Source organism: Telluria sp. ZB4P34, assembly GCF_059686055.1.
Genome location: NZ_JCASIF010000001.1, coordinates 869,656 through 885,275, shown reverse-complemented (window position 1 = coordinate 885,275; position 15,620 = coordinate 869,656). Strand labels below are relative to the sequence as shown.

The following is a 15,620-nucleotide window of genomic DNA, read 5'->3' as shown; positions in this document are numbered from 1 at the left end:
CGACATGAACATGCCGAACCTGCCGGTCTCGCCCTGGGTCGCGCGCTTCGCGCCCCTGGCCGCCTCCGGCGAAGCGCTCGACCTGGCCTGCGGCAGCGGCCGCCACACCCGCCTGCTGGCGGCGCGCGGCATGCCGGTAGTGGCGCTGGACCGCAACCCGGAACTCCTGGCGCCGCTGGCAGGTCCGAACGTGCTCACGCTGCAGCACGACCTCGAAGCCGCGGATGCCGCCTGGCCTTTCGCGCCCGGGCGCTTTGCGCTGATCGTCGTCACCAACTACCTGCACCGCCCGCTGTTCCCGCAGCTGGCCGCCAGCCTGCGCCCGGACGGGCTCCTGATCTACGAAACCTTCGCGCAGGGAAACCAGATCTACGGCAAACCATCCAATCCCGACTTCCTGCTAGGGCCCGAAGAATTGCTCGGCCTGGCGCGCGCGGGCGGGCTACAGGTGCTGGCCTACGAGGACGGCCACGTCGACCGGCCGCATCCGGCACAGGTGCAGCGCCTGTGCGCGGCTGGCCCGGGCTTTGCCAAAACCGAGGCAAAGCTCGACCATTATGTGGACGCGAATGAACCATAGAGGCGGGCGATCCGCTACAATCAGACTTTTATTTACTTTCCGGCACCGTCAACGCATATGATTAAGGGCAGCATCGTAGCAATCGTCACCCCGATGTTCGAGGACGGCAGTCTTGACCGCGATTCCCTGCGCAAGCTGCTCGACTGGCACATCGCGGAGGGCACCGACGGCATCGTCATCGTCGGCACCACGGGCGAATCGGCCACCGTCTCTCCCGAGGAGCACGCCGAACTGATCAAGATTGCGGTGGACCATGTGGCCGGCCGCATCCCGGTGATCGCCGGCGCGGGCGCGAACTCGACCGCGGAAGCCATCGCGCTCACGGTTCACGCCAAGCAGGTCGGCGCCGACGCTACCCTGCAAGTCGTGCCGTACTACAATCGCCCGACCCAGGAAGGCATGTTCCGCCACTTCAAGGCGATCGCGGAAGCGGTCGATCTGCCAGTGATCCTGTATAACGTGCCGGGCCGCACCGTGGCCGACATGAGCAACGAGACCGTCGCGCGCCTGGCGCAGGTCGATAACATCGTCGGCATCAAGGACGCCACCGGCAATGTCGGCCGCGGCATCGAGCTGCTGCGCATGGTCGACCAGTCCTTCGCCGTGTATTCGGGCGACGATCCCACGGCGATGGCCCTGATGTTCTGCGGCGCTGCCGGCAACATCTCGGTGACCGCCAACGTGGCGCCGCGCGCGATGCACGAGCTGTGCGCGGCCGCGATGGCGCGCGACGTGGCGCGCGCGGTCGAGATCAACAACCGCGTGCTCGACCTGCACGCGAAATTGTTCGTCGAGCCGAATCCGGTGCCGGTCAAGTGGGCGCTGGCCGAGATGGGCAAGATCCCGTCCGGCCTGCGCCTGCCGCTGGCGCCGCTGGGCTCGTCCTTCCACGATACCGTGCGTGACGCACTGGCCCAGGCGGGCCTCCTTTCTGCCTGAACCCGCAAGGTTCCGGTTCCCAGTACCTGATAGCGAAAGCCATGACTAACCGCACCAACAAGACTCCTGCCGCCGCCGCGCGCGTGCTGACGCTGAGCGCGATCGCGCTGAGCGTCTCGGCCTGCACCACCATCTTCGAATCGGACAAGGTTGACTACCGCGGCGCCAAGCGCGCGGCCAACCTGGAAGTCCCGCCCGACCTGACCGCACTGCAGCGCGACAACCGCTACGCCATCCCCGAGGGCAAGGGCGTGGCCACGGCATCCGGCTTCCAGCAGCAGCGCGCCGGCCAGCCGGGCGTGGCGCCAATGACGGGCTCGGGCTCGATGGAAACGATCGGCCCGGTCTCGACCGAGGCCGTGAGCATCCAGCGCAACGGCGACCAGCGCTGGCTGGTGGTCAAGCAGACTCCGGAGCAGCTGTGGCCGCAACTGCGCCAGTTCTGGGAAAACCAGGGCTTCGCGATCGAGACCGAATCGGTCACGACCGGCACCATGGAAACCAACTGGGTCGAGAACCGCTCGAAGATCCCGCAGGACTTCATCCGCCGCTCGATCGGCCGGGTGTTCGACAGCGCCTACTCCACCGGCGAGCGCGACAAGTTCCGCACCCGCCTGGAACGCCTGCCGGACGGCTCGACCGAAGTCTTCATCAGCCACCGCGGCGCCGAAGAGGTGCTGCAGGGCGCGCAGAAGGAAACCACGATCTGGACCGTGCGTCCGAACGATCCGGGCCTGGAATCGCAGTTCCTGGGCCGCCTGGTGGCGCAGCTTACCGGCAGCAAGGAAACCAAGCAGGCCGAGACCATGGTCGCGAGCGCGCCGGTGGCGCCGCAGCAGGCCAAGCTGGTCGGCAACGTGGTGGAGCTGAACGAAGGCTACGATCGCGCATGGCGCCGCGTCGGCCTGGCGCTGGACCGCGTCGGCTTCACCGTGGAAGACCGCGACCGCGTGCAGGGCGTGTACTTCGTCCGTTACGTCGACCCGGATGCGGCCAACAAGGAAGGCTTCCTGAAGAAGCTGCTCACCTTCGGCAGCGCCGAAGACAAGGCCAAGGAAGCACAGCGCTACCGCGTGATCGTCAAGGCGGAGCAGGGCGCCTCGACCAGCCAGGTGAGCGTGCAGACCAACGACGGCAAGACGGATACGGGTGAAACCGGGGCGAAGATCCTCAAGCTGCTGACCGACGAACTGAAGTAATCGGCATCGCGGTTCCATACTGGACGGCCCGCTCGGTATCCGAGTGGGCCGTTTTGCTTTTGGCGCCCATTGGCAGCCATGCCTGAAGCGCAGCGTGAATCCGTCTGGTTCCAGCGACTCCTACGGCTTCTTTGGAAACAGCGTGCTGGGCACGATCGACCTCAGCATGAACAACTACGCGGGGAATGCGCAGTCTGACTTTGCCTTGCCGACGGCATCGCTGGGATCTGAGCGCCTATAGTTACCGCCAGGTCGGGCTCAACTGGCAAAATAGGCGAGCTGAGGGCGTTTTCTACATCTTCGGCAGCGGGCGACGTGCCGGAGCCGGCTTCGCTGGGATTGATGGCGCTTGGGCTGGCGGCAGACGGAATCGCACGCCGCCGCATGCCGCTTGCATGACGAGCTAGACGGGCGTCATTCCCGCAGCGGGATCGTCCGTGGCGCATGAATCGCGGACGAAAAAAAACCGGCCCGCAGGCCGGTTCTGGATCAGCAGAAGCTGATTACTTCTTAGCAGCTTCGGTAGCAGCGCCAGCAGCCTGGTTGGCGTTGGCAGCAGCGTCGGTAGCGGTAGCAGCAGCGTCGGTAGCAGCGGCAGCAGCGTCAGCAGGAGCGGCCGGGGTAGCGGCTGCGTCGGTAGCGACTGGGGTGGTTGCAGCAGCGTCGGTGGTTGCAGCAGCAGGTGCTTCAACAGCAGCAGGAGCGGCCGGAGCAGCTTCTTCTTTCTTGCAAGCAGCCAGAGCGACAGCCATCAGGGAAACGATCAGCAGGGATTTTTTCATGATTTTCCTTAATATTTCAAAAGTAAGTACTGCTTGTTTGAATAATAATTACCGGTAATTATTGCTCAGAGGAATTCTCGTGCTTTCAGTGAAAGCAATACTGCCAGTTAGGCAACGGAACCTTCCTGACCCGATATTATAGCCAAATTTACTGAATCGCAATAGCGAACTCATGCTCTAGCGAAAGTAATTTGCGGTTTAATAAGCTTCATCTTGTTACAAGATGCAACGACGAGCACGCCGGATGCCGGTAACCCCCGTATAACGCTCAGCAAGCTGTCCCGGTTGACTGAAAAACAGGAAAAGTTTCTTCCCATATCGCTTCGAAGCGTCGGCGCGGCAGGTCCGCAGCTCCCTCGACGGAAAAGCTGGCCTCGCCCCGCATGTGCGCACTGTGAAAGCGCCGCACGACATGCAGCTCATCGGCAATACAGAACGAATCCGTCAGGTGGCGCAAGCCTTTTGGCGTGTTGCGGCAGCTGAGCAGATGCTTGTAGTCCCGCAGCAAACGCAGGAAGCGCGGGGCGTGGCGTTCGATGTGGGCCGGCGAGTGCATCGCCAGGCGCAGCTCGCCGCCGCGCTGGAAGAACGCGCGCAACATCGTCTCGACATCGACGGCGCCGAGCGGAAAGCTTGCAAAGTCCGGATCGAACAGGTCGAGGCGGGTACGGGCCGCGCCCAGGCAGGCGCGCAGCTGGGCGTCGAATTCGGTCCGGGTATCGAAACGTATCGTCGTCGGCTCCTGCATGGCCCCTCCCGCCGGTCTGCTCAGGCCAGTTCGACCCAGCCGTCCTGGTACCAGGTATACAGCGCTTCCAGCACGTCGTCGGTAGCGCCGGCCAGCAGCGCTCCCTTGAGGCGGCGCTCATTGGCCAGCACGTCCAGCACGGCCTTGTCGGCGCGTCCCACGGCGAAGGACTCGCCATTGATGAACACGTTCTTGCCGCGGTAGAGCATCAGGGTCTTGCTCGACAGCTTCAGCCCTTTCCTGGCGGCCGTCTCCATGAAGCGGCCCATCGTCAGCGGCTTGGCCGGTCCGGTAAAGAACACGTTGTGCTTCGGCTCGGACAGGTGTTCGCCCAGGAAGATGGTGACGTCTTCCTCGTCCCAGCGCACCTTGTTGAGCTCTTCCGTGATGGTCGACAGCATCTCGCGCGGGATCTCGGCCGGGTTCTTCGCCAGCTCCAGGTGCGGGTCGGCATAGCGCCCGGGCAGGTCGATCGAGTCGGCCATGAACTGCAGGAAGGCTTCGCCCAGCTCCTGGAACGAAGGCGAGCGGAAACCGACCGAATAGGTCATGCATTCGCCTTCGGCGACGCCGTCGTGGGCGTAGTGGGGCGGCAGGTAGAGCATGTCGCCCGGCTCCAGCACGAATTCTTCCTCGGCTGCGAAGTTGGCGAGGATCTTGAGCGGCAGGCCGTCGACCAGGTCCAGGTCCTGCTGGGCGCTGATGCGCCAGCGGCGCTTGCCCTGCGCCTGCAGCAGGAACACGTCGTAGGAATCGAAGTGCGGACCGACGCCGCCGCCGTCGCTGGCGTAGCTCACCATCAGGTCGTCCAGGCGTGCATCCGGCACGAAGCGGAACTGGCGCAGCAGCTCGTCGGCCCGCTCGTCGACCAGGTTGACGCCCTGGACCAGCATGGTCCATTCGCGTTCGCTGCGCGCCGGCAGTTCGGCGAGCGGGCCAATCTGCATGTCCCACTGGCCGTCGCGCAGGGTGACGAGGCGCGATTCGACGTAGTTCTGGCGGGCCAGCTCAGCCAGTTTCTCGAACTTCAGGAGCGGCTTGAAACCGGGGATGGCCTGGCGGATCAGCAGGGGTTTCTTGTGCCAGTAATCGCGCAGGAACTGGGCGGGAGTAATATTCCCGAGAAGCTGTAATTTTTTCATGCGCCATTATAACCAGCCTACCAGGTAAGCTAAGCGGGTGGGTTTATAATCCGGGGCTTACTACGAAAGGATCTGTGATGAAGATTGCCAAGAATACGGTCGTGTCGGTCAACTACAAACTGTCGGACGCCCAGAACAACCTGATCGAAGAGGGTTCCCAGCCGATGGTGTACCTTCACGGCGGCTACGAGAACACTCTGCCGAAGATCGAAGAAGAGCTCGATGGCAAGGAAGCCGGCTATTCTTCGACGATCCAGGTGGAACCGGAAGACGCCTTCGGCGACTACGATCCGGAGCTGGTAAAGGTCGAAGACCGCAAGCGCCTGCCCGAGCCGCTCGAAGTCGGCATGCAGTTCGAAGGCGTGGCCGAAGGCGTGGACGACGAGCCGACCATCTTCACCGTCACCGACATCGCGGACGACAAGGTGGTCCTGGACGGCAACCACCCGCTGGCCGGCATGGCCCTGCGTTTCGACCTGTCGGTGATCGACGTGCGCGAAGCTTCGCCCGAAGAAATCGCCCATGGCCACGTGCATGGCGCGCATGGTCACCACCATGAAGAGATTGACGACAGCGACGAAGGTGATCATTTCCGTAGCAAGCCGCTGTAATGTCGATTGCACGGCCCCGCGGTCATTCGGCGCCGCGGGTAGGGTGGTCGGCTACGCCGACCGCGCGTTCAGCTATCTCGTGAGCCGCCACGGCGCATCCGCGAGTTGAGCGCGGGGTCGGCGCAGCGTGGTCCATTCCACTAGACCACCCTGCAACGCAGCCCGACTATGGGGTGCAGCTGCTAGCGCAAGGCCTCACCCAAGCTGAACACGTTCTCCCCCTTGCCCGCCACCCGCAGCTCCACCGCGTGCGCCCCGACGGACAAGTGCCCCAGGTTGCCGCGCCACGTGATCGCCGGCCGCGCATCCTTGGGCAGCCCCGCGCTGTCCACCACCAGCACCTGCCCCTTGAAGCGGGCCGCGCGCTGCTGTACCTGGCGCCGCGTGTCGGCGAAGCCGTCGTGACCCGTAGGCGTGCGCTGCAGCAGGGCGCGCAGGCCGTTGGCCGGCTGCAGCAGCGGCTGCATATTCCCTTCCGCGAAAAGCACCACCGCATCCACCTTGTCCTGCCTGGCGATCGCGAACAGGCGGTTCAGCCAGAAGCGGTTGGCCACCGCCCGGTCTTCGTACTCGCTGTTGCGTCCCGCCGCCGGCAGGTAGTGGTTGTTGGCTGCGGGCAGGTTGATGGTGGCGTACAGCACCTTGCCGACCTGCCAGTGGGCGTTCTCCGCATAGCTGCGAAAGCGCGGACTGCTCGACAGGCGCGTGAGCGGCAGCTTGTTCCTGCCGAGCGACTCCGGCTCGCCATAGAACAGTTCGCGCAGCCGGTTCAGGCGTTCGATCGCATTCGTCCGGCCCGCCGAGTTGCGGCAGCCGGTCCAGTCGGCTCCCGCGAGCGACAGGATCACCGGCGTCTTCGCCTTGTCGAACAGGGCGCGCCGCTTCTGGTAGACGCGGTCGCCGCAGGCTTCCTCGAGCCCCTTGACGCCGGTGACGACCAGGAAGGCGAGTTCCTCGTCCTTCGCTTCCTGCAGCAGCTCCTTCAGGGCGTCCTCGCCGCCTTCGGCTGCACGGTGCCCCACGATAGCGACATGGTGGGTATCTGGATCCTTGACGACTTCCGTTGCCTTCTTCCTGTCGCGCGCGACACCAGGCGCCGCGATGACGGCGGCCGCAAGCAGCGCAACAAGTAGGAAGGAACGGCGCGCCGGCATCAGGCAGTGAGCCGTTTCAGCTCGTAGAGCCGCTCCAGCGCTTCGCGCGGGCTCAGGGCGTCCGGATCGATCGCAGCCAGCGCTTGCTGCAGCACGTCGGACGGGACAGTGCCGGTCGCCGCCGGCGCCTGCTCGATGTCCTCAGCCTCTTCGCAGGGCGCGGCGAACAGGTCGAGCTGCGGCGTGGTATCCAGGGCCTGCGACTCGAGGCGCGTCAGGTGCTTGCGCGCGGCGCGGATCACGGCCGGGGGCACGCCCGCAAGCTGGGCCACCTGCAGGCCATAGCTCTGCGAAGCCGGGCCGTCCTGCACGGCGTGCAGGAACACGATGCTGTCCTTGTGCTCGACCGCCGACAGGTGCACATTGACCGCGCTCGGGTGGTTCTCGGGCAGCTGGGTCAGTTCGAAATAGTGGGTCGCGAACAGCGTGAAGCTGCGGCTGCTCTCGATCAGGTGGCGCGCAATGGCCCAGGCCAGCGCCAGGCCATCGAACGTCGAGGTGCCGCGGCCCACTTCGTCCATCAGCACCAGCGACTGTTCGGTGGCGCCGTTGAGGATGGCGGCTGATTCGGTCATCTCGACCATGAAGGTCGAGCGCCCGTTGGCCAGGTCGTCGCTGGCGCCGATGCGGGTGAAGATGCGGTCGATCGGCCCGATGACTGCTTGGGTGGCGGGCACATAGCTGCCCACATAGGCCAGCAGGGTGATCAAGGCCACCTGGCGCATGAAGGTCGACTTGCCGCCCATGTTGGGGCCGGTGATCAGGAGCATGCGGCGATCGTTCGACAGGGCGCAATCGTTGGCGATGAAGCGCTCGATCTGGTTCTCCACCACCGGGTGGCGGCCTTCGACGATGGCGAGGCAGGGCTCGTCCACCAGCTGCGGCGCGCACCAGTTGTTGCGCACCGCGTGGCTGGTGAGGGCCACCAGCGTGTCGAGCTGCGCCAGGCCGCCGGCGACCGACTGCAGGCAGCCGATGAAGGGCGCCAGGTCGCCCAGCAGCTGGTCGTACAGCATCTTCTCGCGCGCCAGCGCGCGGTCCTGGGCCGACAGCGCCTTGTCTTCGAAGGCCTTCAATTCCGGCGTGATGTAGCGCTCGCAGTTCTTGAGGGTCTGGCGGCGGCGGTAGTCTTCCGGCACCTTGTCGGCCTGGCCGTTGGTGACTTCGATGTAGAAGCCGTGCACGCGGTTGTACTCGACGCGCAGGTTGGCGATGCCGGTGCGGGCGCGCTCGCGCGTCTCCAGGTCGACCAGGAACTGGCCGGCGTTCTCGGACAGCGCGCGCAACTCGTCCAGCTCGGCATCGAAACCGCGCGCGAACACGCCGCCGTCACGCACCATCACGCTCGGCTCGTCCATGATCGCGCGGCTGAGCAGGTCGAGGCAGGCTGCGGGCGGCGCCAGCAGGTCGTGGATTTCGCGCAGCAGGCAGGTGTCGCCCGGGATGAAGCAGCGCGCCACCTGTTCACGCAAGGCAGGGAGTTGCTTGAGGCCGTCGCGCAGGCAGGACAGGTCGCGCGGGCGCGCCGACAGCAGGGCAATGCGCGTGGTGATGCGTTCGATGTCCGGCACCTTGGCCAGGGTGCTCGACAATCCTCCCGTGGCGTCGGCCTGGGCCAGCGCTTCGATCGCCTCATGGCGCGAGCGGGCCACGCGCTGGTTGCGGCGCGCATGGTGCAGCCAGTGGCGCAGCATGCGCGATCCCATCGCGGTGCGGCAGCCGTCCAGCAGCGAGAACAGGGTAGGCGATTCCTGGCCGCGGATGGTCTCGGTGAGCTCGAGGTTGCGGCGCGTGGCGGCGTCCAGGCCGATGTATTCGTTTTCCGTTTCGCAGGCCAGGCTCTTCACGTGTCCCAGCGAGCGTCCCTGGGTCGACTGGGCGTAGCGCAGCAGCGCGCCGGCGGCGCCGAAGGCGGCGCCCATGCCGTCGGCGCCGAAGCCGGTGAGGGTGGTCACGCCCAGCTGTTCCAGCAGCGCGCCGTGGCCCTTGAGGACGTCGAAGTGCCACTCGGGCACGCGATTGGTGTGCGCCACCGGCTCGGACTCGAACAGGTCGGCGCAGTCTGCGCGCAGGATCTCGGCCGGCGCGATGCGTTCGAGTTCATGCGCCAGGCGCGATTCGACGGCGCGCCCGTCTCCCGAGAATTCCATCAGGCGCAGCACGCCGCTGGCCAGCGACAGCCAGGCCAGGCCGACGGTGACGGTCTTGCGCTGGCTCAGCATGCACATGGCGAGCAGCGGGCGGTCGGCCTTTTCAGGCAGCAGGTCGCTGTCGGTGAGCGTGCCCGGCGTGACCACGCGCACCACCTTGCGTTCGACCGGGCCCTTGGACAGGGCCGGGTCGCCGATCTGCTCGCAGATGGCGCAGGATTCGCCGATCCTCACCAGCTTGGCCAGGTAGCCGTCCAGGGAGTGAAAGGGCACGCCGCACATCTTGATCGGCTGGCCGTTCGAGCTGCCGCGCGCGGTCAAGGTGATGCCGAGCAGGCGCGCCGCCTTTTCCGCGTCGTCGTGGAACAGCTCGTAGAAATCGCCCATGCGGTAGAACACCAGCATGGTGGGGTAATCGGCCTTGATGCGCAGGTATTGCTGCATCATGGGAGTGACTTTTTCCGTCGCGCCGGTCTTGAGGGCGGCGGCGTTGATTTCGTTGGGAGCGTTCATTTCTCGTGATTCGGTACGGCAAGGCGGGTGCTGGCCTGGACCGTCATTCTACCGCGATCGCTTGCTGAGGCGAGGCAAAAAGGACAATCCAAGCGCAGCGCGTTGCATTGTCTCCAAAGCAGAGAGGGAAGGAAGAGTCGCGCTCGCCCGGCGAAGCTGCGAGGCGCCTGGCCGGCGCCAGGCTGCAGGGGCGGCAGGCCGGGTCCCGGCCTGCCTCAGATATTCAAGGTGGATTCGGCATGCATTCGGCGTTATTGCGCTGGCGGCGATGCCTGTGCAGGCTGCGCCATGCTGCGGCTTGCGCTGGTGAGCATGAAGTCGACCAGATCCATCTGTCGGTTGGCCAGATAGGCTGGCCAATCGCGCTCGAGGCCGACGAGGATCCGGTATTTCGGCTTGCCGTCGTTTCGCATCTCCGCTGCCAGGCTGTAGTCCGCGGCGGTCGTGCCACAGGCTTGCGCCAGTTTCACCTGCATCAGCAGCGACAGCGCCTCTTCGATGTCGGCAGCCTGTCCGCCGGCGCCGACGACTTGTGCGATCACCCCGTTGGCGCGTGGACGCTCTTTCCAGCGGGCCCCGGCATATTCGTCCACCAGCAGATGTGTTCCTTCATGCCCGATCGTCCAAGGCAGGTTGGGTTTCTTCCAGACGCCCGAAGTAATGCTGGCGGGATCGGTATTCGCACTGCCCGACAGGTGCAGCGCCACGGAGCCGATCGTCAATGACGCGTGCGGAAAGCGAATGCGCGCCAGTTGCTGCAGTTTTTCGACGGGCTTGCAGTCGGCATCCTGCTGCTTCCAGACGCCGATCTGCGCGTCCTCGCGGGGAGCGATCTCTTTCTTCCATACCCGCTCGAATGCCGGAAAGCCCGCCTCGCCCGCGCGGACGAGCCGGTCCAGCTCGCTAAAACGGGGAAGCTCGTCGGCATGTGACAGGATGCGGTAATGGGGCCGCTCCTCGCCCGGGGCCGCCGGCATGCGCTCGACACGACGCTGGGCCGTTCGATAGGGTTCCATCAGGGCGATGACATCGGCATAGCTGCGCGCTTCGACCGCCAGGTGGGGCAGCGCGATCAGGACGGGAAGCCCGCTCCCTTCGAGTGGCACAGCCGCTTCCAGGCTGGCCTTATGGTCGTCGCCATGCCGGTACAGCAGATAGAACATGTAATCGGCGTAAGGGGATTTGGCGAAGCGCACCTCGACCGGACGGATGTCGGCTGCGGGTTCGGCGCCGGCCTGAAGGCTGGTACAGGCCAGCAGGGCGGCGACGGCAATCAAATGCATGCTTTTCATTGGTATTCTCCTAAGAAAATTTTAGCATCGCAATCTTCCTGGGAGAATGCTACCGAGGTAAGAGCCGGGTGCTCCAGCCGTCCTGGTGAACCGGATTCCGATCGCCCGGCAGCCGCGCATAGCGGCGACCGGCTGCAGCCTTGAGTGGAAGGCGCAGGCAGCTTCAGCGACCAGGGCGTTCCTATTTGCAGGTGACCTTCACCTCGCTATAGACGCCGCGGCGCTCCTCCTTCGTCGTCAGCTCGCACCTCGTTGCGGCGTCACCCATCCGCTTCGCGATGGGCGTTGCGAGTGTCCCGCACTCGCACCAGCCCCATTTCTCCTCGCCCGCCCGGAATTCGAACGTGGTCACGGACCTGCCTTTGATCTTCTTCGCTGGATGGCACCAGGTAGCCCGTCGCGCTCGGCGGCCCGCTCATCACGCCAGCACCGGTCAGGTACACCTGCGACTTCGGGCCCTGGACCGATGCAGCGGGCGGACGTGCTACCTCGATGGCCCCCTCTGGCAGAACAAGAGGGCACGCTTCTTGTTGAGCGCGCGCCAGCATTGGGGCGAGCACCAGGTCGGTACTGTTGAAGGATTCATCATTCTGCCGTGTCGTTTCCGTTCAAGACACGGATTGATATCTCGCGGACAATCCAGGCATGTATCAGGACCACATGAATACCTATTTCGCCGCCGCGGCGTCGCTCCTGTTCCTCATTGGCCTGGTGCACTCCCTGCTGGGAGAGCGGCTGATCTTCCGGCGGATGCGCAAGGGCGGCATCGTCCCGGTCAATGGCGGCCACGTCCTGCACGAATCCCACGTACGCATCGTGTGGGCGAGCTGGCACATCGTGACCGTCCTCGGGTGGTACGTTGCGACGGCGCTCTGGTGGTTGGCGGATGCCGCCCATGCAGGCCTCGCGCGATCCGTGCTCACCAAAGGGATCGCCGCCGGGCTGATGATAAGCGCGGCGCTGGTGCTCGTCGGGACGCGCGGCAGGCATCCTGGATGGGCGGGCTTGTCGGCGGTAGCGCTGCTCACCCTGGCCGGCATGGGCCGCTAGCCCTGTCCCGCCGCCGGATTGCCTGTGGCGCGCAATACCTAGGCCAGCCTGCAGTGCCCCGTCACCGCCGCCTTGCCTTGCGCTTCCACGACGAATTTCCCCGCCTGCGCTTCGCGGAGCGTCGCCGTGATGCCTAGCGTCACCGGTGCGCGGAAGCGGCATGCGATCTGCACGGCACGGCCGCCGCTGCCGTTTTCCAGCGCCGCGCAGCTGCTTGCCAGCGTGTGCATGCCGTGGATGATCGGCCGGCGCATGCCCATCAGCCGGGCGGTCCAGACGGTCAGGTGGATGGGGTTCCAATCACCCGACAGTCGGGCGTAGTGGCGGCCCTCCGCGGTATCGGGCGTCCATTGCGCCAGCGGTGCGCCGGACAATTCAAGGCGCGCGTCGGCCGGTTTCGCACCGCCGCCTGCGCCGCGCCGGATGAGATACGTGCTGATGCAGGTGAATATTGGCGTCCCGTCGGCGCTCCCGGTGGTGTCCAGCACACAGCGCAGTGCGCCACTGGACGAGGGCGGGAGCAGGCGTAGCACGGTGCGCACCAGCAGCGGCTGCCCAGGCGTCGGCTTGCCATGCGCCTCGAGCGCATTTTCCATATGGACCAGTCCGACGATCCTGAACGGAAAGCGCGGATCGAGCATCGTCGCCAGGTGCGCACGTTGCGCTAGCAGGTACCACCAGGTCAGCGGAATGTGATCCCCCGCGAAACCGAACGCGGTACGGTAACGGGCAATGTCGTCCAGCGGGAGGCTGTCGAGGCGGTACCCGGTAACGAGTTCCGGCAGCGTGGCAGGAAGGGGATGCCGCGGACGCTTGAACAATGCCCGCAGCAGCGTGACGACACCCATGCCCGGCAGCGCCGGTAAACGGGTAGGTGAAGAAGAAGGCATCAGCCCTCGGCGACGCGCTGCTTGATGTGCGCCAGCGCCTCGTCCACCTGGTCGATCAGGATCAGGCACAGGTCGCCGGCTTCCAGGCGCGACAGGGCGCGGTCGATCGCGACGAACTCGCCGTTGATCTCCTCGACGTGACTGGTGCGGGTGGCGCCTGCCAGGCCTTTGCGCAGGAGCGCCACCACTTCACCGTCGGCCCGGCCGCGCTGGCACTGGTCCTGGTAGAGCAGCACGTCGTCGAAGGCCTTGCCGAGGATTTCGGTTTGCTGGGAGATGTCCTGGTCGCGGCGGTCGCCGGCGCCGCTGATCACCACCGAACGGCGTTTGCCCGGCATCGCGTCCACGGCGTTGACCAGTGCGGCGATCGCGTCCGGGTTGTGGCCGTAGTCGGCAATCACGGTGGCGCCGCGGTAGTCGAACACGTTGAAGCGGCCCGGCGCATTGTCGCTCTCGCCGACGAAGGTCTTCAGGCCAAGGCGGATCTTGTCCCAGTCGATGCCCACGGCCCAGGCGGCGGCCACCGAGGCCATGACGTTCTCGACCTGGAAGCCGACCGCGCCGCCCCTGGTGATCGGCACCTCCGCCAGCGGCACGCGGTGCTCCAGCTTGCCCTGGGCGGCCACCAGGTGGCCGTCTTCGACGAAGACGACGCGGCGGCCCTGGGCGCGGTGCATGCTCATGACGGCGTTGCCGACGTCGAGCGCGAAGAAGGTCACGTCGCCGCGGGTTACGTCGGCCATCGCGGCCACCACCGGGTCGGCCGCGTTCAGCACGGCCATGCCGCCGACCGCCACGTTCTGCACGATCACGCGCTTCAGGACCGCGAGGTCTTCGAGCGTGGTGATGTAGTTCAGGCCGAGGTGGTCGCCCGCGCCGATGTTGGTCACGACCGCTACCTGGCAGCGATCGAAGGCCAGGCCTTCGCGCAGCAGGCCGCCGCGCGCGGTCTCGAACACGGCGGCGTCGACGTCCGGGTGCAGCAGCACGTTGCGCGCGCTGCGCGGGCCCGAGCAGTCGCCGCTGTCGATGCGGCGGCCTTCGATGTAGACGCCGTCGGTGTTGGTCATGCCGGTGCGCAGGCCGGAGCTTGTCATCAGGTGGGCGATCAGGCGCACGGTGGTGGTCTTGCCGTTGGTGCCGGTAACGGCGACCACGGGAATGCGGCCGTCGTCGCCCGGCGCGAACAGGGTGTCCATGATGGCTTCACCGATCGGACGGCTCCTGCCGAAGGACGGCGACAGGTGCATGCGCAGGCCCGGGGCGGCGTTGACTTCGACGATGCCGCCATTTTGCTCTTCGATGGGTTTCAATACGCTGTCGCACACCAGGTCGACGCCGCAGATGTCCAAACCCACCATGTGGGCGGCGGCGATGCAGCGCTCCGCGACTTCCGGATGGACGTCGTCGGTGACGTCGGTGGCGGAGCCGCCGGTGGACAGGTTGGCGTTATTGCGCAGCACAACGCGCTGGCCCTTGCCAGGGACCGAATCCGCATTCAGGCCGTGATTGGCCAGCGTGGCCAGGGCAATGTCGTCGAAGCGGATCTTGGTCAGCGACGTGGCGTGGCCGTCGCCGCGGCGCGGGTCCTTGTTGACCTGCTCGACCAGCTCGCGCACGCTGTGCACGCCGTCGCCCACCACCTGGGGCGGATCGCGGCGGGCGCAAGCCACCAGCTTGTCGCCGATGACGAGCACGCGGTAGTCGTGGCCCGGCAGGTAGCGCTCTACCAGGATGTCGTCGCGGAATTCCGAGGCCGCGTGGAAGCCCGCCGTGAGTTGTTCCCGGGTCGTGACGTTGACCGTCACGCCCTTGCCCTGGTTGCCGTCCTTCGGCTTGATTACGACCGGCAGGCCGGTCTCGAGCGCGGCGGCCCAGGCGTCTTCCGGGTCGCTCACGCTGCGGCCCATCGGCACCGGCACGCCGGCGGCGTCGAGCAGCTTCTTGGTCAGTTCCTTGTCCTGGGCGATGGTCTCGGCGATCGCGCCGGTGGCGTCGATTTCGGCAGCCTGGATGCGGCGCTGGCGGCTGCCCCAGCCGAACTGCACCAGGCTGCCCTCGGTCAGGCGGCGGAAGGGAATGTTACGGGCGACAGCCGCCTGCACGATGGCGCCGGTGGACGGGCCGAGGCGCACGTCTTCGTCCAGCTCGCGCAGGCGGGCCAGGGCGCCGGCCAGGTCGAACGGGCTGTCGTTGCGGGCGGCCTCGATCAGTTCCTGGGCCAGGGACAAGGCCAGGCGGCCGACGTCTTCCTCGCTGTACTCGACCACCACCTGATAGATGCCGCGCTCGATGGTGGCGGTGGTGCGGCTGAAGGTGACCGGGCAGCCGGCTTCGGCCTGCAGCGCCAGCGCCGCGTGCTCGAGCACCTGGGCCATCGGCACGGTGTCGTCGTGGCCGTAGGGCTGCAGTTCGCCCACCTGCGGGAAGCGTGCGCGCAGGCGCGTCTCGAAGCCGGCCAGTTCACGGACCGATTCTTCCTCCGGTGAGCAGGAGACGATCGCCTCCACCGACGTGTGATGGCTCCAGAGGTTGGGGCCACGCAGGGCCCGTACGCGAGATACTTCCAT

The 15,620-nt window shown here is 66.1% G+C and carries 15 protein-coding genes and 1 pseudogene; 6 read left to right on the top strand and 10 right to left on the bottom strand.

The genetic code is table 11. The annotated features are described in order from the left end of the window. The first annotated feature begins 4 nt into the window (after nt 1-4). From AC56KL_RS03945 to AC56KL_RS03930, 4 genes are all read left to right on the top strand, one after another. Nucleotides 5-580 (top strand): class I SAM-dependent methyltransferase, encoded by a 576-nt coding sequence (locus AC56KL_RS03945; protein WP_497178825.1) that lies wholly within the window; start codon nt 5-7, stop codon nt 578-580. Between the two features lie 57 nt (nt 581-637). Then, entirely contained in the window at nt 638-1,519 is an 882-nt protein-coding gene (gene dapA, locus AC56KL_RS03940; protein WP_497178824.1) for a 4-hydroxy-tetrahydrodipicolinate synthase, read from the top strand. Nucleotides 1,520-1,560: 41 nt separating this feature from the next. Further along, on the top strand, nt 1,561-2,718 hold the full coding sequence (gene bamC, locus AC56KL_RS03935; protein ID WP_497178823.1) for an NlpB/DapX family lipoprotein: 1,158 nt from the start codon (nt 1,561-1,563) through the stop codon (nt 2,716-2,718). A 315-nt stretch (nt 2,719-3,033) separates the two neighbouring features. Beyond that, on the top strand, nt 3,034-3,117 hold the full coding sequence (locus AC56KL_RS03930; protein ID WP_497178956.1) for a PEP-CTERM sorting domain-containing protein: 84 nt from the start codon (nt 3,034-3,036) through the stop codon (nt 3,115-3,117). Nucleotides 3,118-3,221: 104 nt separating this feature from the next. Here the strand turns inward: AC56KL_RS03930 and AC56KL_RS03925 are convergent, their stop codons facing one another. The 3 genes from AC56KL_RS03925 to AC56KL_RS03915 all read right to left on the bottom strand — a co-directional run bounded on the left by AC56KL_RS03925 (nt 3,222) and on the right by AC56KL_RS03915 (nt 5,390). Further along, nucleotides 3,222-3,500 carry a hypothetical protein gene (locus tag AC56KL_RS03925; protein ID WP_497178822.1) on the bottom strand — a complete coding sequence of 93 codons (279 nt, stop codon included), beginning with the start codon at nt 3,498-3,500 and terminating at the stop codon, nt 3,222-3,224. A gap of 268 nt (nt 3,501-3,768) precedes the next feature. After that, nucleotides 3,769-4,248 (bottom strand): DUF7931 domain-containing protein, encoded by a 480-nt coding sequence (locus tag AC56KL_RS03920; protein ID WP_497178821.1) that lies wholly within the window; start codon nt 4,246-4,248, stop codon nt 3,769-3,771. Between the two features lie 20 nt (nt 4,249-4,268). Next, the gene (locus AC56KL_RS03915; RefSeq protein WP_497178820.1) at nt 4,269-5,390 is read right to left on the bottom strand and encodes a JmjC domain-containing protein; all 1,122 of its coding nucleotides are present in this window, start codon (nt 5,388-5,390) and stop codon (nt 4,269-4,271) included. 77 nt (nt 5,391-5,467) lie between these two features. Between AC56KL_RS03915 and AC56KL_RS03910 the strand changes: the two genes are divergently transcribed. After that, complete coding sequence (locus AC56KL_RS03910; protein WP_497178819.1) at nt 5,468-6,001, top strand: FKBP-type peptidyl-prolyl cis-trans isomerase; 534 nt, start codon at nt 5,468-5,470, stop codon at nt 5,999-6,001. 182 nt (nt 6,002-6,183) lie between these two features. Here AC56KL_RS03910 and AC56KL_RS03905 read toward each other — a convergent pair whose 3' ends face one another. From AC56KL_RS03905 to AC56KL_RS03885, 5 genes and pseudogenes are all read right to left on the bottom strand, one after another. Further along, nucleotides 6,184-7,155, bottom strand: coding sequence for a hypothetical protein (locus tag AC56KL_RS03905; RefSeq protein WP_497178818.1), 972 nt, complete (start codon nt 7,153-7,155; stop codon nt 6,184-6,186). Then, entirely contained in the window at nt 7,155-9,818 is a 2,664-nt protein-coding gene (mutS, locus tag AC56KL_RS03900; RefSeq protein WP_497178817.1) for a DNA mismatch repair protein MutS, read from the bottom strand. Before mutS ends, AC56KL_RS03905 begins: the two co-directional genes overlap by 1 nt. Before the next feature lie 251 nt (nt 9,819-10,069). Then, a complete protein-coding gene (locus AC56KL_RS03895) occupies nt 10,070-11,110 on the bottom strand; it encodes a hypothetical protein (RefSeq protein WP_497178816.1) in 1,041 nt (346 codons plus the stop codon). Between the two features lie 181 nt (nt 11,111-11,291). Then, nucleotides 11,292-11,477, bottom strand: a complete 186-nt coding sequence (locus AC56KL_RS03890; RefSeq protein ID WP_497178955.1) for an STY0301 family protein — start codon at nt 11,475-11,477, stop codon at nt 11,292-11,294. A gap of 28 nt (nt 11,478-11,505) precedes the next feature. After that, nucleotides 11,506-11,658: pseudogene (locus AC56KL_RS03885) on the bottom strand (hypothetical protein); the annotation flags it as partial. A gap of 112 nt (nt 11,659-11,770) precedes the next feature. On the opposite strand from AC56KL_RS03885, the gene AC56KL_RS03880 reads away from it, so the two are divergent. After that, nucleotides 11,771-12,160 carry a hypothetical protein gene (locus tag AC56KL_RS03880; RefSeq protein ID WP_497178815.1) on the top strand — a complete coding sequence of 130 codons (390 nt, stop codon included), beginning with the start codon at nt 11,771-11,773 and terminating at the stop codon, nt 12,158-12,160. Between the two features lie 38 nt (nt 12,161-12,198). On the opposite strand, the gene AC56KL_RS03875 is transcribed toward AC56KL_RS03880, so the two are convergent. After that, nucleotides 12,199-13,050 carry a MaoC/PaaZ C-terminal domain-containing protein gene (locus AC56KL_RS03875; protein ID WP_497178814.1) on the bottom strand — a complete coding sequence of 284 codons (852 nt, stop codon included), beginning with the start codon at nt 13,048-13,050 and terminating at the stop codon, nt 12,199-12,201. Continuing rightward, nucleotides 13,050-15,620 (bottom strand): cyanophycin synthetase, encoded by a 2,571-nt coding sequence (gene cphA / locus AC56KL_RS03870; protein ID WP_497178813.1) that lies wholly within the window; start codon nt 15,618-15,620, stop codon nt 13,050-13,052. Before cphA ends, AC56KL_RS03875 begins: the two co-directional genes overlap by 1 nt.

Coding starts and splice junctions, on each gene's coding strand:
- AC56KL_RS03880 (WP_497178815.1), top strand. CDS start 11,771: ATGAATACCTATTTCGCCGCCGCGGCGTCGCTCCTGTTCCTCATTGGC.
- AC56KL_RS03910 (WP_497178819.1), top strand. CDS start 5,468: ATGAAGATTGCCAAGAATACGGTCGTGTCGGTCAACTACAAACTGTCG.
- cphA (WP_497178813.1), bottom strand. CDS start 15,620: ATGGAAGTATCTCGCGTACGGGCCCTGCGTGGCCCCAACCTCTGGAGC.
- bamC (WP_497178823.1), top strand. CDS start 1,561: ATGACTAACCGCACCAACAAGACTCCTGCCGCCGCCGCGCGCGTGCTG.
- AC56KL_RS03905 (WP_497178818.1), bottom strand. CDS start 7,155: ATGCCGGCGCGCCGTTCCTTCCTACTTGTTGCGCTGCTTGCGGCCGCC.
- AC56KL_RS03915 (WP_497178820.1), bottom strand. CDS start 5,390: ATGAAAAAATTACAGCTTCTCGGGAATATTACTCCCGCCCAGTTCCTG.
- AC56KL_RS03875 (WP_497178814.1), bottom strand. CDS start 13,050: ATGCCTTCTTCTTCACCTACCCGTTTACCGGCGCTGCCGGGCATGGGT.
- AC56KL_RS03945 (WP_497178825.1), top strand. CDS start 5: ATGAACATGCCGAACCTGCCGGTCTCGCCCTGGGTCGCGCGCTTCGCG.
- mutS (WP_497178817.1), bottom strand. CDS start 9,818: ATGAACGCTCCCAACGAAATCAACGCCGCCGCCCTCAAGACCGGCGCG.
- AC56KL_RS03925 (WP_497178822.1), bottom strand. CDS start 3,500: ATGAAAAAATCCCTGCTGATCGTTTCCCTGATGGCTGTCGCTCTGGCT.
- dapA (WP_497178824.1), top strand. CDS start 638: ATGATTAAGGGCAGCATCGTAGCAATCGTCACCCCGATGTTCGAGGAC.
- AC56KL_RS03920 (WP_497178821.1), bottom strand. CDS start 4,248: ATGCAGGAGCCGACGACGATACGTTTCGATACCCGGACCGAATTCGAC.
- AC56KL_RS03895 (WP_497178816.1), bottom strand. CDS start 11,110: ATGAAAAGCATGCATTTGATTGCCGTCGCCGCCCTGCTGGCCTGTACC.